This window comes from Mesorhizobium sp. AR02, from assembly GCF_024746835.1.
GTDB lineage: Bacteria > Pseudomonadota > Alphaproteobacteria > Rhizobiales > Rhizobiaceae > Mesorhizobium.
Window position 1 is genome coordinate 3,881,153 of sequence record NZ_CP080531.1, and the last position, 21,893, is coordinate 3,903,045.

Sequence of the window (21,893 nt, forward strand, 5' to 3'; positions counted from 1 at the left end):
GCAGCCAAATCGGCATCCGGGGTCTTCTCCACGAGCGTGCGCAGGTTCATCAATGGCGTCGGACATCGGTGGTCCTTCCGAAATGGGTTGGCGTAACAACCGGGTCCAGAACCACCGAGAGCTGTCGCAACCGCTCCTGCTCGATCTCGTGGACCGAGATTACGGGGCAACTCGGCTTGGCTTCGTTCCGGTTGGGGCATACCTTCCGCCGTATGGAGAGCTCCAATTTCTCGGCAGCTTTGCGCAGATTGGGGTTGAAGGTGCGAATGCCGAAGCGAGCGAGGATTGCCTTGATGTGTTTACGATCCGTGTACGTTCGCGGACGAGATTGTCTCGTTCACGGTTCGGACGGCGGGCCCCCTCCTCATTGATGGTTGGGATGGCTGCCATGCTGCAGTGGCCCTTCTCGCCCCGCAGCCAGCCAAGAAAGGCGCGCATCAGCAGTTCGGTATCGGCGTCCAGCCTCATAGGCGACAACGATGCGCCGGACTTCACGCCCAGCTTGGATGGCTTCTTTGCGCCAGCGACGCAACAGGCTGAACACCGAATCCGGGTCGGCATCGAGCTTCTTGAGAGGGTTACGTTCAAAGCCAGGCACCGTCGCAGCAATGAGCCACTTTGTCTGGCTCATCTCAATCACTGCGACCAATGTGCTGTCCTGATCAAGGGCGGTAAGGGATGGGCTTGCATCTAAGGATGGTGACATGGGGCGCTCCTTAGACGTTATGACAGTGGTCTGAGCGGCGGCCCGCCCTTAGTCTTTGCAGCTGTAAGCAAACGGGGATTGCTCGGGAGTGTCGAGCCGAGCCCCAGGCAGGGAAAGGACGGGCCACGACAGAAGACAGCGTTTTCTACGTCCGTGTCGATGTGGCGAAAACCAAACACGCGATCGCAATTGCCGTGGCGGACGGAATGGACCAACCATCACCCGTTCTGACGCAAACATGCGGCGATTCTTGCGATCGACCACAGACACAGAAGAACCTTGAGCTCGGCAAGCCCCGCAAGCGACGCGAAAGGAGCTCGTTGAGAGAAGCGATCAGAGAACCTGATGGGACACGACCGCAACTCTGTATTCGAACGATTCAGCTGCCTGGGGCAGAACAGACACGACCGTCTGGTTGTCAGGTCTGCAACACACGCATGTTGAACCAATCTCCTGTTTGGCCTCAGGCAGTATAGTTGAAAAGCAAGATAGAGTGCCGCCTTCAGCTAGGTCAGCAAATTGGCACGAGCTTTGCGCGCTTTAATTGCGAGCGGCGGAAGCCGCTAACTGGCTTCATGGGTGAAATCGCGATCGATCGAGGAAACGAAAATGTCAAGTCCTCGTCAAAATGTTCTACGATGCTTGGACAGGGGATGATGGAACGGTGGCGTTCGAGGTTTGCGAGGGCTCGCCCTCGCGGTAACGCCCTAAACAATCTTGAACTAGCCTTTTGTTGTAGCTTACGGGGGCAGACTAGGCGCGTAGAACACCAACCGGAGAACCATCCCGCTTAGTCCACATGGTCTTCGTGTTCCACACCCAACGATAAGCTGACCCGCACTCATTCTGAAAGGTCCTTTACGATGCAATTGGCGCTCATATATGGCGGCCGCTCAGTGGAGCATGACGTATCGATCGCGATGTACAATCATATCGCCGACGTCTTCAACAATGCTTCCGACGCCAATATTTCTCCAGCACGCATATACTACATCTCCCGATCCGGGGACCTGCTCAGGCTCGCACTTGACTGGGATCGACTTCCCAAGCACGACGAGTTCGCAACTCGCGCTGAAACGCATCCGCTCGCTTCTCTCGCACACCTACTCAAGAGCGAAGGCCTGTTCGTCTTTTCACTTCTTGTGGGCCAGGACGGGGAGGATGGCCAAATCCAGGCTCTTGCCCAATTTCACGATATTCCGGGTAGCTTCGGCGACAAGACTGCGGCCATGCTCTCAGCAGATAAGTATCTACAGGGCGTAGTTGCTAATCGACTTTGCCCCGAGTTAACTCCTATTCCGACGGTCCACGTCTCCCAAGGCAATCTCGACGCCGGCATTACAGAAGCCCTTCGGCATCTTGCTGGGCCGTGTGTCCTCAAACCGAACACGCTCGGTGGATCCTTCCTCACCGAGTGGACAGACAAACTCTCAGAGGAGAGCCTCCGTACCTATTCCGAACGGATCGCTGCGTATGACGCTTCGTTTTTGGTCCAGCAGCGAATTGTTGGAACGGAGTACACGTGCGGCGTCTTAATAAACCACCATGAGATTATGCCGCTTCCGATTGCGCGGATCAACAATCCCTCCGGCTTCCTCGGGTATGATCAGAAGAAGCGAGAGGTTTCTGTTACCTTCCACGACGTAGAGGAGATGCTTCACACTCGTATCGGCTCGATTTGCACGAAGATTTCTCGGGAGTTCAGGCTTCACACATTCGGGCGCCTTGATTTTATCGTTGATGAGCGGCAATGTATCCACTTCTTCGAAGTCAACGTGGTCCCAGGGCTGACGGCAACAAGCATTTTTACCAAGATGCTCGCACAAGCCGGCTTTGACTTGTGCCGCCTCATTCGGCTAGCTGCCTCCAACGAGGTATATCAACGGCACCTAGAGAACATTCGCAAGATCGAAACCAGCCGTATATGCACTACTACAGTCTAGCATTACAGTTGCATATTTATCTACGGTCTGAATCTATGGGTCTCCATGATTCGGAGGTCATGGATGACAGGTGCATCAATCGAGACGACGCTTGAGCTTTGGGCATCATCGCTGCGTGACGTGAAGGCTCGCATGCGCGGACTGTTTACGCAGGAGCGAGTTTCAGCCTCTGCGAACCTCTTCCTGGACGGCCTGCTGGGTGACGAGCGGCGTAAGACAGGTTGGATGCGCGCTGAGGCGGCCGGTGACCCCGGCCCGTGGCGGCAACAAGCCGTTCTGGGTCGCGGGCGTTGGGACGCGGACGCACTTCGCGACATCGTGCGAGAGTATGTTGTAGGAAACCTCGCCACGGATGATGCGGTCCTGGTCATCGACGAGACGGGCTTCCTCAAGCAGGGCAAGACATCGTGCGGTGTTGCGCGTCAATATACAGGTTCGGCAGGCAAGATAACGAACTGCCAGATCGGTGTGTTCGCCGCCTATGTGTCCGCTCGCGGTCATGCCTTTATCGACCGGGCCTTGTACTTGCCCAAAAGCTGGACCGGAGATCGGGCAAGGCTTGCAGCAACCCATGTTCCTGAGGCTATAGCCTTCGCTACCAAGCCAGGCTTGGCTGTCGATATGATACGGCGTGCGCTAGCAGCCGATGTGCCGTTTTCATGGGTGGCCGCAGATGCGGTGTATGGCGTCGGGGACGTCGAAGGGACCCTGCGCCGAGCCTGCAAAGGCTACGTTCTTGGGGTCAAATCGGACAATCGGACCACCATTTCGCCTCCTGGTCAGGTAAGCCTCCGGTCGCCGGCACAGCTCAGGAGATCGCCCGTGATCTTGATCCAACTGCATGGCAGCGTCTTTCCGCCGGTGAGGGCACCAAAGGCGCGCGGCTTCATGACTGGGCCTACTGCGAACTCGCCGATCTCGATGCCGACGAATATAACGAGACGAAATCGGGGCTTTGGACCCGTGGCCTCCTAATCCGGCGCAATATCAGCGACGGTGATCTCGCATTCTTCACCACATGGTGCCCGGCCGGGACGGGCATCCAGACGCTCGTTTCCGTTGAAGGCCATCGCTGGGCGATCGAAGACAGCTTCGAGACCGCCAAGAACGAGCTCGGACTCGATCACAACGAAACCCGGTCATGGCATGGCTGGCATCGCCACGTCTCCCTCGTCATGCTGGCCTTCGCCATGATGGCGGTGATCCGATACCGCGCCAATGACGTGACGCCCCAAAAAAGACCGCGGATGCCGACCATCAGGATTTGATCCGCTGGTCTATCCAGGAAGTCCGGCGCATCGCCATCAGACTCGCCCAGCGTCGCATAAACCCCGCCTACGTCATCGCATGGTCATGCTGGAGGCGCGCCCATCAGGCGGCCGCTCGACGAGCTCATCTGAAATCTAAAACGCAACTGTAATGCTAGGCTCAGGACCTATTAATTTGGTCTGAGATGTGATTCGCGGGTCTCCAATGAAGGAGACGGTGATGGGTGATTTGTTTCTGCTGAGCGAGCGCCAGATGGCGCGGATTTCTCCGCATTTTCCACCATCGCATGGCGTTCCACGTGTCGGTGGTGCGTAGGCGCATGGGACTTTACGGCTTCGGCTCGAGGGATGCACGGCTCGATGCCCCTGGCTGCGAGTTGCTCGCGGAACCAGGCACTGTCGTAGCCGCGATCGGCGATCAGATGAGAGGCTGGGGGCAAGGCGTCGAGGACGAGGCGGGCATCCGAGACGGTGACGCTCGACATCAACGATACGCTGGATTTCGTGCACGGCCATTAGCAGCTGTAGCTCTTCAAAGCGACAGGTCTTAGCGTAAGGGCAGCGCAACGGAACGATCATCTGCGATCTGGAGCGCAACCGCGTCCTCGATGTGTTGCCGGATCGAAATGCCGACACGGCCTGGAACGCTATCCTGGTTCGAGATTATCGCTCGCGATCGTGCCGGCGTTTATGCTGAGGGCGCCCGTCGCGGTGCTCTCGATGCAACGCAGGTCGCCGACAGGGGGGCCATGGCGTCCGAGATCGCCGGAAACGCGACGCCGAAAGGCCTGGCGCATGGAAATGGCTGGGCTGATCATCCTCGATGGCGGTTGGATGAAGAACCGCTGTCTCCCTCCGCCGCGACGGAGGGAGATAGCGGCCATGTCGGCCCCATCGCGCTCGGTAACATTCCTCGGTGAGGCAATATGCGGATCCCGACGATTTACCGGACGGCACTCCTTCACTGTCCGGAATCATTGGAATACGCAGCAATATGAGGGATCAATTCCTCGTGTCGCTTGACACCGTCCTAATGGGCCCTTTTCGAGACTATCTCGAAATCCGCCGGGAGGAAGGCCAGCGCAACGGGTCGCGGCTGCGGACCGTCTACAGGTGGGCCGCCATCCGCAAGGAGCGGTCATCGACTGCTCCGCCAAACTCGCGATGGCGGCCGCCATCGCGTCGCCACAGCTTTGCTATCCCGCGCGAAACTTGCCCGCCGTTTTGCTGCCTCAGACAAAACTTACGACAAGGCCTGTCGGATTTGTTTCGCCTACGACATAGTGGTGTGTGGCCCAATTTCGTCCCGCACTCGGGCTTAAATATATGATATTAATATCAAAATCTTTTTTCGGCGCCTTCTGCGAAGTTGGCATGACTTTTGGAGCTTTCATTGCGCGTCGCCAAGCATAGCAAATCTAGGTGGATACGCATCGTTGTAGATTCAGGGATGCCGGCCTGCGACGACGGAACGACCAAGGATGACTGCAACCGAACAGATTCGAAGGCCGGCGGCAACCGAAGATTGCGCCCGATTTTCTTTGGCTCCGTCAATGCTTTTTCTGAATGCAATCCAGCCGATTTGTCGACCAAGACGGACGTTGTCGCACAATCCGAGCAGTTGTCAGACCTGATGAGTTAGCAGTGTTCTCGTCTGAAGGTTATCTGTTTTGGCGTAAAATATTGAAAAATAGGATTTTTCGAATGATCGACGTCATACCGACACACTACCCCCCGCCTTTCGAACTATTTGGGCAACAGAAACCACTTGGAGTGGTAGGCGGAATGGGAAGCTTGGCAACTGCTAATTTCTTGCAGGTTCTGGCTCGAAAAAGCCGAGCTGACAGAGATCAGGATCACATCCCATTTATCGCTCTCTCACTTCCAAATATCTTTGATCGTTCGCAAGCAATCTCAATCGGCAGCGCCGCGCCTTTGCGGCAAATTGTGGAACGCGCATATTGGTTAGAGAAAGCTGGATGTGGAGCAATTGCCATCCCCTGCAATACTGCACATTTCTGGGACTCGCAGATTAAGCAAGCCCTATCGATCGAGTTGATCAATCTCAAGGCAATCACCAGAAAAGCGATATATGAGGCGCGTCATAACGAAAACAATGATCTACGCATAATAACCTTAGGGACGAGTGCCACTATGCAACACTCCCTGTATCCTCCCACAACTGTCAACCGTTTCGGGGACGAGTTTTTGCACGGTTTTAAGGGATTGCAGGACGCAACCGTCAAAATTATTGGGGATGTCAAGTCCGGAAATATCACACGAGCAGAAGCAAATCTCACACGACTTATTCAGAAAATCCGATCCTATAAACCGGATATAATTATCTTGGGTTGCAGTGAATTGTCCGCAATCTCTGCCAGCCTGGCAAATGACGATGACGTTATTGACCCAATCAATATTCTTGCAGATGCGTGCATTAAATGGTGGCAAAACGACGGATAAATGCCACTGCCACTCATCTGACATCTGAGTACGACGGAGATAAAAAATGGCCCGAATTATACTTGGAAATGTCGGTACAGATGCGATGGCTCCGCCAGCTCCATTGCTTTCCGACGAATTTCTGAGGACAAATGCAGCGTCGGCAAAACGAATGATTTGGCTTGCTAAGAACGACGACGTATTTATCAACCCGACACCGGTAACGCAACTATTTTTAGACTATGTCAACTCCCTAAAGGGTGGCAGTAATATCGTGTCGCTATCGACTTCCTCAGTATACACCACGCGCCCTCATCCCATCTCGAAAAGTGACTTTGCCGCTAGTAGTCGTTTGTCCAAATCTCTGCGTCTGTTGGCTTCAGATACCCACGTTTCGTGTCTGGAACCGTATATCGCAGACGAAGTCTCCATGGCCATTGCACACGTTCTCGGGGATATTCCCGTAATGTTTTCAAATCAAAATGTTCGGGCAAGTCCTAACGCAACTCGTCTTCTTAACGACAAGGCAAAATTTCGCGAGTTTGCGCCCAAGCTCGGCGTGCCGATTGCCAGTGGCAGTATCTGTGTAAGCATGCAAGAATTGGTTGATGCTGCATGTAGAGCCATAGCAGTTTCCGATATCATTATTCTGAAGATGGTATGTCATTCAGGTGGCGATGGCAACAGCGTGATCTCAAAGGGTATTGAAAGATCGTTCCAAGGCGCCATGCGCTCGGTTTCTGTTCTAGAAGGTGATGCCAATTCCATACGAGCAGCGGTTCGCGAAATTGGATTGGTTGCGACGGAAAACGAACCAGTGATAGTCGAGGTGTATAATGAAAATGAGTCGTCCATAGGCGTGCATTTCGACATTGGCGTGGACAGAGTTGAACTTGTCGGCGTCGCTTCAATCCTGTTGAATCCAGGTTATGGAGGAGCATATTGGGGTAAATCGCTCGTTGATGACTTGCCAAGCGAGGTGCTGGCCTGGTGTTACAATCTCGGTTATTATGCAAAAGAGATTGGGTATTTCGGGCCCCTCAGCGTCGATATCGTCAAAGCCAAGGAGATTGGCTTCTTTGCGTGTGAAGTAAACGGGCGGCATGGAGGCTTTTCTTCAGTCAGGGCGGTATCGAATTCCTTGGGATTAGAAACCGATATCAAAAACGGTGAGCGTGTCGTCTTATCGCGAAATTTCGTCCCGATCGACATTCGGTTCCCTTATCTCGTTGATCTTCTGAAGCAGAAACAACTTCACTATAAATCATCTGATAGAAGCGGAGCAATTGTGATGGTGGAAGGCCATGACGATAAGGGGCCGTTTGATTTCGCCATTTTCGGAGGAGACCTCGCACAACTTCGGCGTATAGAGGCTAGTATCATGCGGTTGGCCGACGGATCATATTGAGTGATCCCATATTAAGATATATTGGCGAGTAGAAAGGATGTGGTATAGTGGTCGGTATGTTGGAGACGGTCGATGTAGAAATTAGGAAGCTTGTGTTATTGGAGGAGCAACGGCAATTGTCTCAGCTAAGCCTGGTCGCCTCTGAAAATTATTCCTCCCCGACGATCAGAGGATTCGAAGGAAGTATATTTGCGGACAAGAATGCGGAGGGTTACCCGGGGAGGCGGTGTGTCTCAGGTTGCGAATATGCTGACCAACTAGAGAATTTGGCGATCGAGAGGGCAAAATCTGCTTTTGGCTGCGAACACGCGAATGTTCAGGCCATGAGCGCTACCATAGCCAATTTCGCGATAATGAATGAGCTTTTTCAGCCACGCGACGGACTAATGGCAATGCGGCTTCAAGACGGCGGTCATTTAAGCCACGGCGCCTCTTTTCATGCGAGCGGCCGAAGTTTTCGATGGTGTTTCTATGGAGTTTCAGAGATCGATGAGCAACTGGATTATGATGAGGTGCGGTCAATCGCGCTCGAAAATCGACCCGCGGCAATCATCTGTGGAGGTTCATCATATCCACGATTGATTGATTATGAAAAGATGTATGAGATCGCACAGGAGATTGGTGCACTTCTTTGGGTGGATCTAGCACATACCGCAGGCCTTGTAGCGGGACGCGCAATCCCGTCTCCTTTCCCTTACGCAGACATAGTTACGACTTCCACACACAAAACCCTTCGAGGACCACGTGGCGGTGGAGTCATTTTATGTAAACAGAAGTTAGCTAGAAAGATTGACAGAGCAATATTCCCGGGTTTGCAAGGCGCGCCAAAAATGGACTTAATTGCGGCGCGGGGGGCATTGCTGGCCGAAGTACAAACGCCTCGTTTTCGCGAATATGCTAAGGATGTGTTAAGCAATGCGAAGGCGTTGGAGCGTGGCTTGCTTGATGCGGGGGCCTCGCTTGTTTCCGGTGGCACATCGTCTCATCTAATACTTCTTAACTTGTTGAAATGCAATACAACGGGCCTTGAGATTGAAGGGTATTTGTCAGAGGGTCGGGTTATCACGAATAAAAATCCGGTCCCGTTTGACACACTTCCATCATCTAAGGCGGGTGGGCTAAGAATTGGTAGTGCTGCACTGACAACGCGAGGATTTGATGAAGCGCGATTTTTTGAACTTGGTGTTTTGATTGGAAAAGTCGTTACGTCTACCCATAAGCGCGATAGAATTGTGGACCTGAGGTCCTTTGTTGATCGAAACACGCAGGGGCTTCCTTTATTTAATCAGAAGTGGCTGGCGCAATGAGCGTAAAATCGTCGAAGCAGGGAGTCAAATAAAAATAGCGTTGATACCAATAGATATAATTGTAGCGTCTTCGGTCGGTGTGATGATACTTCCTCTGCAAAAGGCAGCCCTCGAATCCTTCTCGATGCGATAGGCCGTGGCCGTGCTGATCGACGCCTTCGCCGCTGCGACAGCCGTCGTATTGGTCTGACGGAACTTCGCAGCGTGAATGCCCATACGCCGGCCGAAAACGGGTTTTAGGGCATTTTCAATTGGTTACGAGCGTGAGTAATTTGCCGTGCGGTTGCGCTAAGCATGCGCCCAGGGTGTCCACTCATTTAGCGTTGATCGCGCTGGCTCGGTTAAGCCGACAGCGGCGAGGCTCCCAACGAACGTCGCTGAAATTGTGATGGAAAGATAGTAAGCCCTCCCGCAGCTGCGCTCCGCAGATATTGCCCTCCGGTTCGAGGGCGTAGGGAACGTTCTCTCCGCCATGCCATGCTATGCCTAGCGATGTGGCGGCAGTCGGCGATCCTTTGCGAATCGGAATGGAGAGAGATGACGGAGTACTTTGCGGGTGTATATTTGCTTCGAGACGACGAACATTCCCCGATCTCAACAGGGTTGCCCGCTGGAACAAAACGCGGCACCCCCGGACCCAACTGGCCAGTGCCATACGGGTTCCGTCATGCCGACATATTTCTGCCGGACGAGGATGTTACCGTTCCGCATCATCTTAGGATCACTGAGGCGGACGGCGCATTTCATAGAACTGATACTTTGTTCCATTAAAGACAATTGGCTCCAGGCAGGAAAGGCCCAGTGCATTTGCCATTCTGAGTGACCGTGTATTCGTCGGGCGTATGACAGAGACCAACCGATCGATAGGTTGGGTTGCGAAGGCGAGTTCGAACACTGGCTTAAGACTTTCCGGTCCAATCCTTTGACCGGATCGGGATCCGAACAAGGCGCACCCGAATTGAATATCGCTACCGAAGCGGCTCACCCCGGACCGTCCCACGAAACGCAAGTCACCACTCTCTTCTCGTTCATAGACTATCCAAATCCCAATCCCGTAGGTCTCCCACTCGTGAAGATAGAGGGACAGTCGCGCATCAGACATTTCTCGCGTTGGCGGAATTCCCCGCATTGTTGATTCGACTACTAGCGGATCACATTGAAGGCGATGCAGAGCACCAGCGTCCCAAGCACGTATTGGGCGCATGAATAAGCGTTGTGTTTCTAGATTCATGTAAATCTCATCTAATTTTAGACAAGCAGCAGCGGCAATGCAAACAAGGCGGTGGGTAAGAACGGGTGGGTGCGAACTAAGGTCGTAACTCCGAAACGGCACATGATGGGGGCGTAAGCCTTCCGTGAATCTCTAACGCGCGCTCGCCGGGTTGCGATCAGGGACAGGGTCGGCGGTATCACCAAATGGACGCGTTGACGACGCAGTTCGTAAGGCGACGAGCGCTCGTGCCGAATGGGCGTTGCCAATTAGTTTGCGATCTTCCTTCTCCTTGGTCCGTGAGGTTTTGCGGATAGGCGTGCATATGTCGTGCCAAGCAAAAAGTTATTACAAAATAGTATGATAGCTCCTATACTTGCTATGTCGTATGTCCGACATCGTCGGACATCTGCCGGTGCGCTTCGGGATCAGCGACGGCGCAACGACATCGCAGCGGTGGCCGAGCTCAAAGAGCTGGCGGCTAAAGCCCCGTAGCCGGTTGGACCGGCCTCGTAGCAGAAATGCAGGCGCGGATATTTGCGCTCCAGCTCACGCACGAAGCGTTCCACGCCGCCGGTGTCACCTCGAACTCGCCGAAATAGCGGACCTCCCCCTCCCGGCCACCCTCCGCAATCGCAATCGCGTGCTTGGCTTTCGAAACGTCGACACCGACGTAGAAATCGTTATCTTCTGCCATGGCGTGTCCTTCCTTTGCTGGGGGCTCGGCTCGCATTCCCGAGCAATACAGCTGCAAAGACTTAGGACGGGCCGCCGGTAACCGGGGCAGATTACCGGGCGGTGGGGGTTTGCAGGCGCGTGCGTTCGTGATTCACCCTTTGCGTGATGTTACCACCGACTGATTCGCTTGAAGGCTTGTCGCTCGCGGAACTCCGCGGGCTGGTTTCTGCGCTGATCGGCGAAGTGCGCGGTCTTCAAGGCCGGGTCGAGAGCCTTGAGATCGAGAACCAGGCGCTACGCGCCGAGAACCAGACCCTAAAGGATGAGATCGCCCGGCTGAAGGACCTGCCGCCGCGTCCCCCGGTCAAGCCGACCAAGCCATCGGGCATGGAGAAGGCGACGCAGCCGACATCTGGCAAGGGCAAGCGCCGCCGGCGCGGCGCCAAGCGCGACGGCGGTCGCGTGAGCCGCGAGGTGACGGTTGCGGTGAGCGCTCCTGCGGGCTCTCGCTTCAAGGGGTATGAGACGATCCTGGTGCGCGATCTGGCGTTGTCGGCCGAGGTGGTGCGCTATCGCCGCGAGCGCTGGGTGACACCGACCGGCGAAACGATGGTGGCGCCCTTGCCGGCGGGGATCATCGGCGGCTGGGGCGCGAACCTGCGCCGCTTCATTCTGGCCTGTCACATTCAAGGCCAGGTGACGACGGAGCGGTTGACGGCGTTGTTGACCGGGATCGGGGTCGACATTTCGAAGCGCCAGGTGGTGCGGCTGATTTCGGAGGGCCTGGAGGCCTTCGCGGCGGAGGACCGTGACGTGCTGCGCGCCGGGCTGGCTACGGCGCCCTGGATCACCGTCGATGATACGTCGGCGCGCCACGCCCACCAGGACGGCTACACCACCCAGATCGGCGATCGCCGCTTCACCGCGTTCCGCACCGGGCGATCGAAGTCACGGGAGGCGTTCCTGGCGACGCTGCGTGCCGGGCACAGCGATTACTTCATCAATGAAGAGGCCCTGGCCTATATGCGCGGCCGCAACCTCGCCGGTCCGGTGATCGCGCGGCTGGCGGCTGCGCCGCACAAGGCATTTGCCGACAGCGCCGCATGGCAGGCGCATCTGGCGGCGCTCGGCCTCGACCAGCTCGCGGTTGAGCCCAACCCAGTCAGGATCGCCACCGAAGGGGCGATGTGGGGAGCGATCCGCCACCACGGCTTTCTTGGCGATACCGTGGTCGTGTCCGATGATGCCGGCCAGTTCCGCATCGGCGACCATGCTCTGTGCTGGGTCCACGCCGAGCGGCTCGTCCACAAATTGATACCCGTGACCCCGGATCAACGTCAGGCCGTCGACATCATGCGCCAGTTGATCTGGTGGTTCTATCGCGACCTCCAGAGCTACCAGCGTGCTCCTTGTCCGCGCCGCGCGGCGGCCCTGCGCGCCCGCTTCGAGCGCCTGTTCAAACGACGAACCGGCTACGTCATGCTCGACCGGCTTCTTGCCAGGCTGCATCGCCGCAAGCATGAACTCCTGCGCGTTCTCGATCGTCCCGAGATCCCGCTCCACACCAATGGTTCGGAAAACGACATCCGCACCTTCGTCACCAAGCGCAAGATCTCCGGCGGAACCGTCAGCGAGGCAGGCAAGAACGCCCGCGACGTCCTGCTCGGCCTGATGAAGACCTGCATCAAGCTCGACGTCTCATTCTTCCGCTATCTCGGCGACCGCCTCGCCATACCAACACAAGAGTCGATTCCGCCGCTCCCGGATCTCGTTAGGCAAGCCGCTCAAGCCTGACTGCCCGGTAATCTGCCCCGGTTACGGGCCGCCGCTCAGGCCACGGTCATAACGTCTAGCGGTACGATGCCTCTGTGGGACGAGGCAGCAGCCATCACGTGGGCTTTGTTGCCGCCTGAGGGCCTAAGACCTAATTCTCAGGGGAGCAGATTGACCGCGTATGCAACAGGGCGAGGCTGAGGTGCTTCCCAATCGATGGTCATATTGTTGCAAGCCCGACAAAATTTTGCTGGCCGCGGACAGGCAGAATCGGGGCGAGAAGACAAGGTACTGAGCCAAAATGACTTTTTTGCGTGGCATGACATTTGCTTGGGGAAGACAACGATCAACCCGCAACGGGGCCGCTCGATGTTTATACCAAAGATTCCGCGTGAGGGCACTGGAACGACGGGTTTCGAAAATTTGCTGGTGACCGCAGAATCCGGTGGCTGCGCATCACCGTCCTGCGGCTCGTACACAACACCGGACGTCATGCATTCTACTGCGTTTTTATGCGTGCTGCCCACACCTTGCGCGGTGTCTCCTTCTAGCCCTGGGCGTCGCGCAGCGAGCGCCGATGCCGCTATAACCGCCCATTCGGTCGCGGTGCGATCTATGAAAGTGGACCTGCTCGCTCTGAGGTTACTCCAATGACGAGCTTAGGTGTTCATTCCGAGGTTGCCCCGTTGCGAGAAGTTCTGGTGCACCGGCCAAGCTTTGGCCTCGATCGCCTCACTCCACAGAACTGCAAGAGCCTTCTTTTTGACGATGTGCCTTGGGTGAAACGCGCGGCAGAGGAGCATGACATCTTCGTGGAGGGATTGCGTGACCTTGGCGTGTTAGTTCACTCATTCGACGAAATGCTTTCGGAAACGATGGCATCATCGGAAGCCCGCCGTTGGCTCCTACACCGTCGTATTGACCCCTCCTCGGTGGGGCAAGATAAAGTCGATGAGTTGAGCGGCTGGCTTGAAGAGATACGGCCTGATCAGCTCGCCGCCTATCTGGTTAGGGGGGTTCTGGCTGCGGAAATCCCGTTCCAGCAGCGCGGCCTGACGGGGCAAACGCTGATGCCGGAAGATTTCGTCCTGCCGCCATTGCCGAACCAGCTTTTCACACGAGACAGCTCCTCTTGGTTATATGGTAGCGTCTCGATCAACACAATGTATTGGCCGGCGAGACAGCCTGAAGCTGCGAATGTCGAGGCGGTCTACCGCTTCCATCCGCGGTTTCGCGAGGTCAGCTTCACTTACTTGTTGCCTGATGGAATAGACCCCGCTTTCAGTCTCGAGGGCGGAGACGTGATGCCGATCGGCGGCGGTGTTGTGCTGATCGGAATGGGCGAACGAACCACACCCCGCGCAGTCGAGGCTCTGGCGCGCCGCTTGTTCAGGACGGATGAAGTGACGCACGTTATCGCAGCACTGATGCCGCGGAATCGCCGCTTCATGCATCTCGACACAGTCTTCACGTTCTGCGACCGTGACCTCGTGACGACATACCCGCAAGTCATTGAGCGATTGCAGACGTTTTCCCTGAGACCGAGCAATCCTGAAGGGGCGCTTGACGTCACCAAGGAGACAAGACCTTTCTTATCGGTGGTGGCCGATGCGCTGGGGCTGAAAGCTCTCCGTAACATCCCAACTGGCGGCAATAGCTTCGCGGCGGAGCGGGAGCAATGGGATGGCGCCAATAATGTGCTCGCCGTTGAGCCGGGCGTAGTGATTGCTTACGACCGTAACGCACACACGAACACGCTGCTGAGGGGCGCCGGTGTGAAGGTAATCACTATCGGCGGCTCAGAACTCAGCCGTGGCCGTGGCGGGGTGCATTGCATGACTTGTCCACTGGTGCGCTACCCGATCTAACAAACAAGAAACTGCTTGCTGGCCACGAAGGCGGACTCGCCATTATCCGCATGAGATCTTCGCCATCGACCGGCGAGCAACAGCAAGGACCAAACACGTTCGGCGTCAACATTGGTCTGCGGAAGCAGAGCCGGTAAGCGATTGAGGGCGATTTGCACGACGATGTTTTGACGTGCGGTGATACGCTCAGACTGGATCGAGGGTGGGATCCCATAAATGCTTGCTACGCATCCGGCAACTGAACTGGAGAGTGATCACTGGTCACCAGGCCGAACAGCGATCTGCGGAACTGAGTTTCGGCCATCGCCTCATTCTTGGCAACCGAGGATGACCAGAGAAATCTTTTCGGCATGCCTACAACGCGCTCGCCAACCCGAAAGGAGTCTTCCCCGTGCCACGACGTTCAGAATTCTCGGTTCAGTCTCCTTCCGCTGTGGTTATGATCCGTCCACATCATTTCACGATCAATGCCGAGACTGCGACCGACAACAGATTTCAGGTAGCGGAACGTGATACGAGTGACCTGTCGCCGCTCGCATACGCGGAAATCACTCGCGCCGCTGCGCTGCTTCAAGAGAAGGGTGTTGCGGTGCATTTGTTCGAGGACGAGGGCAGCGACACCCCGGATTCGGTATTTCCGAACAACTGGTTTTCAACCCACCCCGAAGGACACGTAGCGATCTATCCGATGAAGGCTCTAAGTCGCCGGCGTGAGCGCCGAAGTGACATTATCCAGTTGCTGAAGCAGTGTTATAGAGTGCAAGTGGTAATTGACTATTCTGGCCTTGAACCGGACGGTCTCTTCTTGGAAGGTACAGGTGCGATGGTGCTCGATCATATCCATCGCGTCGCATATGCGGTAAGATCCGAGCGGACGAATCCGATCGTGCTTGAGAGATTCTGCAGCCAATTTAGCTTTGAGCCCATGCTCTTTTCGGCGAAAGACCCCAGGGGGGCGGATATTTACCATACGAACGTGTTGATGTGCGTCGCGACCGATTTCGCCATGATCGGGCTCGACATGATCACTGACACAGTGAGACGGCGCGAAATCGTCAATCGTTTGGAGCGGACCGGCCGCCGGGTAGTCGGGCTTACGGCGGGCCAGATTGAGAATTTCGCAGGCAATGCGATTGAGCTAAAAGGAAAAAACGGGCGCGTCCTGGCCTTGTCGACCACCGCATTCTTGGCATTGAGGCCGGAGCAGGTCGCCATCATCGGCGAGAGCGCGCAACTGCTGCCGCTGGCAATTCCTACCATCGAGCGGGCGGGCGGTTCTGTACGATGCACGATCGCGGGCGTGCATCTCACGCCACGGAGCTAGCTTGTGCGCGTCCATAAACGGCAAGCTGCTGATATTATTGAATGAATCCTGATTTTGGGGCGGGCAAAGCCCGGCGGTTTCAGATACACTTCGAGATCAAGCCACTGATTCCAAAGCGTTTCTGCCACCGCCGGAGCCGACAATGCGCCAAGAACGCACCGTCCAATCCAGTGTATTTGATCTTTCGCCGGACACGAGATCGGCTGTGAATTGAAAAGCCATGTCGCAATGGCCGGACGAGCATCGCGAGCTTTTGAGCATGGTGACGCGGGACCTGCGTCGGTACGGCCTCAAGGAGACCGGCCGCGAGGGCCTGCCGGCGGAGGCTGTGCTGCGCTGCGCGCTGCTCAAGCAGCACCGCCAACTAAGCTATCAGGAACTGGCCTTTCACTTGGAGGATTCCGCCTCGTTCAGGGCTTTTGCCCGGCTGCCATGGGGGTGGCGCCCAAAGAAATCAGTCCTGCACAAGACGATCAGAGCGATCCGAGCGCCGACCTGGGAAGAAATCAACAAAGTACTGCTGGCAAGCGCCAGGCGAGAGAAGCTGGAAAGCGGCAAGGTCGTGCGCGTGTGTCGCATTGCCTCACGTAATTTTGTTACCGGCTGCCTCACCAAGAATGTTACCCGCTCGCCAGACGGGTGGAATCTGAAGCGAGGTATGGCGCTAGGCTGCTGACCTCGCCGATGAGCCGCTGCACGGCTTGTTGTCGCCACGCCCTTACTCGCTTCTGCAACGTGTGAAGCTGGCGCAAGCTGTATCGCCCGGGATAACGGACCTGGAACTCGACGAGAAGTTCAAGTGCGGTCTGATCCGGACGCTCTTCAAGGCACCGTGCCATCTCTTCCCAATGGTCCTTAAAGATCTCGGGACGTCGACCGCGCGGTTTGTCGTTGAGCCGGCGATACGTTGTAACGCGACAATCTGGAAGAGACGCGCTCTCACGTTGATTGCCGCGCCGCAGATACGTCTTCGGCCCAACGACAACACCGCGCGCGCGAGCCGCTCGGCGCCACAGACTGACCCGTCGGACGAGCGTTTTGTACTGCTTGCGGGTAAATCGACCTGGAAACTGGACGCACAGCTCCTCGAAGAGCTGCGTGGCGTTGATGTTGGGGAATTCCTCCAATCGGCGGCAAACGATCGGCCACACCATGCGGAGCGCCTGGACGCGGGCTTGGCCAGGCTCGGCGTAGACCGGCTTCGGCTTCTCCTGCATCTTCGCGGCTGTCGCGGCAGGAGTGGGTGGGATCACCGGTTTGAGCGCCGGCGAGGGACTCGCAATAAGGGTTTGTGTCGAGACCTTTTGTAGACTGCGCAGGTAACGCGGTTTGGCTTCGATAGAGAAGGTCGGACGGATCTCGCCCGCATGCCAGGCGCTCGATAGGCTTGCTACGAACGCGGCCAGGTTGGGCGGCTCCGATGTCGCCGGTGGCGGTGTTTCGCCGTCAGCCAGGGCTGCCAGATAAGCCTGTACAGCTCGCATCTCCTCCAAAAGCTTCAGCGGATCGAGGTCGGCGGCGATCTCGCGCAGCTTGCTCTTGGCGGCCATCGGGATACCCTCCGCCTGCAGGAGACGCTCGCAGGGAGTCTGCGGTGGATGATAGCGCTTGGCCACCTTCGCTCCGTCGCGCTGCTTGGCAGCCAGCTTGAACGAGGGCTGGAAGAAGTTCACAAACAGCCGGGATGCCCCGTAAAGGCGCGTGATCGCTCTGGCCGCCGCCAAGCCCTCGAAGCGCCGATAACCCAGGAGCTTCCGAACAACCGCGCCATTTTTCTGCTCTATCCACGCTTGGTCGTTCTTACGGTAAGGCCGCGAGCGAGTGAGTTCGATGCCGTGACCAAGGCAATATTCGATCAGCCTGTTGTTGACGAACTCGCTGCCATTATCCACATCCAGCGCTCTCAGCGCAAAGGGCAAGCCCATGCGGATGCGCTCGAGTGTCTCGACCACGAGGGTGCCTTCTCGGACCACGATGGGCGCGGCCTCCGTCCATCCGCTCGCGATATCGGTCAGAACCAGGCTGTGAACGTAGCTACCGCGGTTGGCCTCTCCGCAATGAGCAACCAGGTCCATTTCCATACTGCCGGGAAGCGGCTCGTTCCAGTCAGCAAAGGTGCGCATTTTGATGCGCCGCCGGGGCTCCGGCACAACCCTTGGCTTCTTTTTCGTACGCATGGTGCGCCTCGGCATTTGGAGCAAGCGGTCGATCGTCGCGGCGCTCATCGACAGGATCTTGTGGCGTATCTCCTCCTCGAGCTTCAAATGATCGTTGCGTTCCAGCGCCGGCAATAGAATGGGCAGCAGTGCCTTAAGGCGCTTACCGCAGACTCGATCGGAAGCTTCCCACAGCACAATCAACGCGCCCCGAGCGGCCTCGTCATAGAGCGACGGGCGTTGACGGATCTGGCGATGCTTCGGCTTCGGTTGGCTGTTCAGGACACGGATTGCGGACTTTTCGTGATACCCCGTCGCGGCGATGAACTCCTGCAAGATACGGCGCTTGTCCTTGGTCGTCGCGGCCGCATAGCGATCCCTGACCGCATTGGCCAGTTCCATGCGCATGGCATGTGTCATCTTCGTCTTCATGATGCCTCCCTGATGGTGAAGGCATCATGGCGACATGCGCCTTCACGAGTAACATTTTAGGTGAGGCAACGAACCCGCTCGGTAACATTTTCCTTGAGGCAATGCGACAGCGTGGACAGCACCGTCACCGCCGCACTCATCCATGCGCCGAGCGACAGCAGCCTGTTATGGGACGCCGTGCGGGTGATGGTGCGGCTGTTGCAGCACGCGGATGCACTGGGCAGCGCCATCCCATGGCACGATCACTGCCGCGCGGCGAAGAAGCGGTCCCGGGCGATCGAATATACCCGCGGCCGCCCGAAACGGGTGAAGCACTACCGCGAGCTGCTCAGGATCACACGCACCACCTTGGGCTATCTCCAGCAGGCGGCTGAGCAACCGACCCTCACGGCGAGCCCGGCCGTTGAACTGTGGCAGGCCCAAGTCCGCCATTACCGGCCGCTGATCGAGCGGATCATCGTCCAGACCGAACGGCGGGTCCTGGCAGGCGCCCCCGTCCCGGCCGGCGAGAAGCTGGTGAGCCTGTTCGAGCCGCATGCCGATATCATCGTCAAGGGCAGCCGCGACGTCGATTATGGTCACAAGATCAATCTGACCACCGGTCGCAGCGGACTGATCCTCGATCTCGTCATCGAAGCGGGCTACCCAGCCGACAGCGAGCGTCTGCTGCTAATGCTGGAGCGCCACATCGCGTTTTACGGCGAGCCGCCACGTCAGGCGGCGGCCGACGGCGGCTATGCCAGCCGCGCCAATCTGCGCCAGGCCAAGGCTTGGGGCGTGCGCGATATGGCGTTCCACAAGAAGAGCGCCCTCAGGATCGAAGACATGGTCAGCCGCCGCTGGGTCTATCGCAAGCTACGCAACTTTCGCGCCGGTATCGAGGCCAGCATCTCCTGCCTGAAACGCGCCTATGGCTTGGTCCGCTGCACCTGGCGCGGGCTCAACCACTTCAAGGCTTACGTCTGGTCCTCGGTGGTCGCTTACAATCTCACCCTCTTCGTCCGCCTCAGGCCGACCTGACCCCAGTCATCGGGCTGCGTTCAGGAGCATGCCGGCGAGCGCCGGACGATAGCCCTATGACCCCGTTGCCGCCAGATCGACCCTCGGCCGCACCTCGATGCCCTTGTACCATCACGCGTCCCCAAAACATCGCTTCAGCAGGGCCAAAGACCCCTGAAACCTCCGGGAAAACAGCCGTTTATGGACACGCACTAGCCAGTTGTGTGCCAGGAGACGGCATGGCGTCCTGGCGCTTCAGCGCAAGCTTCGTCGGCTAAAGCGAGCCATTGGGCTGTTGTGGGGAGCGAGGGCCTTTGCGGCGCCTACCGCTTGGGTCACTTCGATGGCGTCGTAACAGCCGTTACCAAACTGTCCCCGGAGCAGGCGCAAAGCTGCATCAACTGATTTCAGCCAATATTCCAAAGATGTCTATCATCGCCCTGCCACGAGTCGGTCGCGGTATAGAATCTTATGGGCGCATCAAAATTTTAATATAGTTCATAAAAATGAAACATTTATAAAAACATTTCAGACAAATGTTAATGAAAATGTTACATTCGGCGGCTCAAGTATGTGCTATTACATATATAAATAACGGATTCTAATATCTCGCCGTAAGCACTAAAACTGGAAACACAAAAAGATTATACGTCTTTACAAGTATAAATGGTGTCTATCGAATTAAATTTCCCAGAAACCAAAAGTTGGTACCATTCATCACTAGGAGCTAGGCAACATGAGAATAATTTCGCTGAAGCCGGGCCATGATGGCGCAATTGCAGCACTAGATACATCGGCAGCCGAGCTCATCTATTCATACGAGGCCGAGAAAGACAGCTTTCCCAGATATTCGGCTATCAACCCGACCTCGGCCCTTGACGCAGCTGGCCGTCTGGACGCCATTCCGGATGTGATTGCTGTCGGTGGGTGGTCGAAGACGGGAATCGCGGGCGATAGCCCGGTCGCGGCAGGCTACTACGGCATAGCTCAGGGGTCCGAGGTTGTCGGCGAGAAGACGATCTTCGGCAAGAGGGTGCATTTCTATTCCTCGACGCACGAGCGCTCCCACCTCTGGGGCTCCTACGGCATGTCACCGTTCCCCGCCGGAATGCCTTGTTACGCGCTGATCTGGGAAGGGGCGCTCGGCGACTTCTATGAAATTGATCAGTACCTGCAAGTTGTGCACTTGGGACAAGTGATGGCGTGCCCAGGCAACAAATTTGCTTTTCTCTATGCGCTGGCCGATCCGAAATTCACCCTGCCAAATGGGTTGCGCAATGAGGACGCCGGCAAGCTGATGGCGCTTTGCGCTTTTGGAAAGGACGGATTACCCGACCGGGACGAGCAGGCGCTGTTCGATTTCCTGCTCCCACGAGACAGTATTGTGCGCTCACTGAGCAAGGAGGATTTGCGGAATTCGCCTTACTACAACATCGGGGTAACCCATCAAAATTTCACCAACCTCGCTCGGCGTTTTTCGGACGCCATCTTCGATTCGTTCCACACCTTTGCGAAAAAGAACCTAACAAAAGGATTTCCTCTGCTGATTTCCGGCGGGTGCGGGCTGAATTGCGAGTGGAACCGCCGATGGGTCGAAACAAACCTTTTTTCGGATGTTTTCATTCCTCCGTGCACAAACGATACAGGCTCAGCAATCGGGACCGCAGTCGACGCGATGCGGCATTTCACCGGCCATGCTAAGATCAAATGGAGCGTCTATTCGGGCCAGCCTTTCGTATTTGACGAGTTCGATAGGACCGGACTCGAGGTCCACTCACTCGACTACGGACAAATTGCATCGGCGTTGCTCGACGACAAGGTCATTGGCTGGGTACAGGGGAATTGCGAAATCGGACCACGGGCGCTCGGCAACCGGTCAATTCTCGCGGCGCCTTTCTCAAAGGCAAGCCATGAGCGGTTAAACCGCATCAAGAAGCGGGAGGGTTTCCGCCCGATCGCGCCGGTTTGCCTGGAAGGGGACGTCGCACTCCACTTCGACTTGGCACGCCCGTCGCCCTATATGCTTCTTTTCCAGAAGGTTCTCGATAGCCGGTTGGAGGCCGTCACGCATGTTGACGGCACAGCGCGGGCCCAGACCGTTTCGCAGGAGCAGAACCCGCACCTCTTTCAACTGCTTACCTCTTTCAAGGCGAAAAGCGGGGTCGGCGTTCTTTGCAACACATCGCTGAACTTCAATGGCACTGGCTTCATCAATCGCGCAAGCGACTTGCTGACCTATGCCCAAGCCGTAGGCCTCGATGGATTCGTGATCAACGATGCCTTTTATCTCCTCAAGGAGGCCATTGCTTAGTTCGCTGTTTGCAATTCTCTGATTAGGGTCGTTGAGGTCAAGATGCCCCTGCACTTTTTCTGGACCGT

The 21,893-nt window shown here is 56.6% G+C and carries 13 protein-coding genes and 4 pseudogenes; 13 read left to right on the plus strand and 4 right to left on the minus strand.

Annotated features, from left to right (window positions below):
• Nucleotides 1–364: 364 nt before the first annotated feature.
• Complete coding sequence (locus DBIPINDM_RS22940; RefSeq protein ID WP_258581365.1) at nucleotides 365–706, minus strand: hypothetical protein; 342 nt, start codon at nucleotides 704–706, stop codon at nucleotides 365–367.
• An 863-nt stretch (nucleotides 707–1,569) separates the two neighbouring features.
• Between DBIPINDM_RS22940 and DBIPINDM_RS22945 the strand changes: the two genes are divergently transcribed.
• The 7 genes and pseudogenes from DBIPINDM_RS22945 to glyA all read left to right on the plus strand — a co-directional run bounded on the left by DBIPINDM_RS22945 (nucleotide 1,570) and on the right by glyA (nucleotide 9,074).
• Complete coding sequence (locus DBIPINDM_RS22945) at nucleotides 1,570–2,649, plus strand: D-alanine--D-alanine ligase (RefSeq protein WP_258581366.1); 1,080 nt, start codon at nucleotides 1,570–1,572, stop codon at nucleotides 2,647–2,649.
• A 45-nt stretch (nucleotides 2,650–2,694) separates the two neighbouring features.
• A pseudogene (locus DBIPINDM_RS22950) lies at nucleotides 2,695–3,917 on the plus strand (IS701 family transposase).
• Between the two features lie 556 nt (nucleotides 3,918–4,473).
• A pseudogene (locus DBIPINDM_RS22955) lies at nucleotides 4,474–4,660 on the plus strand (ISL3 family transposase); the annotation flags it as partial.
• Nucleotides 4,661–5,310: 650 nt separating this feature from the next.
• Complete coding sequence (locus DBIPINDM_RS22960; protein ID WP_258581367.1) at nucleotides 5,311–5,559, plus strand: hypothetical protein; 249 nt, start codon at nucleotides 5,311–5,313, stop codon at nucleotides 5,557–5,559.
• A gap of 62 nt (nucleotides 5,560–5,621) precedes the next feature.
• Nucleotides 5,622–6,380, plus strand: a complete 759-nt coding sequence (locus tag DBIPINDM_RS22965; RefSeq protein WP_258581368.1) for an aspartate/glutamate racemase family protein — start codon at nucleotides 5,622–5,624, stop codon at nucleotides 6,378–6,380.
• Nucleotides 6,381–6,426: 46 nt separating this feature from the next.
• On the plus strand, nucleotides 6,427–7,767 hold the full coding sequence (locus tag DBIPINDM_RS22970; protein ID WP_258581369.1) for a hypothetical protein: 1,341 nt from the start codon (nucleotides 6,427–6,429) through the stop codon (nucleotides 7,765–7,767).
• Nucleotides 7,768–7,823: 56 nt separating this feature from the next.
• Complete coding sequence (gene glyA, locus DBIPINDM_RS22975; protein ID WP_258589320.1) at nucleotides 7,824–9,074, plus strand: serine hydroxymethyltransferase; 1,251 nt, start codon at nucleotides 7,824–7,826, stop codon at nucleotides 9,072–9,074.
• 721 nt (nucleotides 9,075–9,795) lie between these two features.
• Here the strand turns inward: glyA and DBIPINDM_RS22980 are convergent.
• Complete coding sequence (locus DBIPINDM_RS22980) at nucleotides 9,796–10,305, minus strand: GNAT family N-acetyltransferase (RefSeq protein WP_318036893.1); 510 nt, start codon at nucleotides 10,303–10,305, stop codon at nucleotides 9,796–9,798.
• Between the two features lie 460 nt (nucleotides 10,306–10,765).
• The gene (locus tag DBIPINDM_RS22985; protein ID WP_258581370.1) at nucleotides 10,766–10,981 is read right to left on the minus strand and encodes a hypothetical protein; all 216 of its coding nucleotides are present in this window, start codon (nucleotides 10,979–10,981) and stop codon (nucleotides 10,766–10,768) included.
• A gap of 176 nt (nucleotides 10,982–11,157) precedes the next feature.
• Here DBIPINDM_RS22985 and DBIPINDM_RS22990 point away from each other — a divergent pair, with 176 nt between their 5' ends.
• The 4 genes and pseudogenes from DBIPINDM_RS22990 to DBIPINDM_RS23005 all read left to right on the plus strand — a co-directional run.
• Nucleotides 11,158–12,756 carry an IS66 family transposase gene (locus tag DBIPINDM_RS22990; protein WP_318036894.1) on the plus strand — a complete coding sequence of 533 codons (1,599 nt, stop codon included), beginning with the start codon at nucleotides 11,158–11,160 and terminating at the stop codon, nucleotides 12,754–12,756.
• Nucleotides 12,757–13,385: 629 nt separating this feature from the next.
• Nucleotides 13,386–14,603, plus strand: coding sequence for an arginine deiminase (locus DBIPINDM_RS22995; protein WP_258581371.1), 1,218 nt, complete (start codon nucleotides 13,386–13,388; stop codon nucleotides 14,601–14,603).
• Between the two features lie 439 nt (nucleotides 14,604–15,042).
• A complete protein-coding gene (gene ctlX, locus DBIPINDM_RS23000; RefSeq protein ID WP_258589323.1) occupies nucleotides 15,043–15,927 on the plus strand; it encodes a citrulline utilization hydrolase CtlX in 885 nt (294 codons plus the stop codon).
• A gap of 142 nt (nucleotides 15,928–16,069) precedes the next feature.
• Nucleotides 16,070–16,498 (plus strand): annotated as a pseudogene (locus DBIPINDM_RS23005) (transposase); the annotation flags it as partial.
• 49 nt (nucleotides 16,499–16,547) lie between these two features.
• Here the strand turns inward: DBIPINDM_RS23005 and DBIPINDM_RS23010 are convergent.
• The gene (locus DBIPINDM_RS23010; protein WP_258581372.1) at nucleotides 16,548–18,515 is read right to left on the minus strand and encodes a transposase family protein; all 1,968 of its coding nucleotides are present in this window, start codon (nucleotides 18,513–18,515) and stop codon (nucleotides 16,548–16,550) included.
• A 111-nt stretch (nucleotides 18,516–18,626) separates the two neighbouring features.
• Between DBIPINDM_RS23010 and DBIPINDM_RS23015 the strand changes: the two are divergent.
• Nucleotides 18,627–19,535, plus strand: a pseudogene (locus DBIPINDM_RS23015) (ISNCY family transposase); the annotation flags it as partial.
• A gap of 715 nt (nucleotides 19,536–20,250) precedes the next feature.
• On the plus strand, nucleotides 20,251–21,825 hold the full coding sequence (locus DBIPINDM_RS23020; protein WP_258581373.1) for a carbamoyltransferase C-terminal domain-containing protein: 1,575 nt from the start codon (nucleotides 20,251–20,253) through the stop codon (nucleotides 21,823–21,825).
• Nucleotides 21,826–21,893 lie beyond the last annotated feature (68 nt).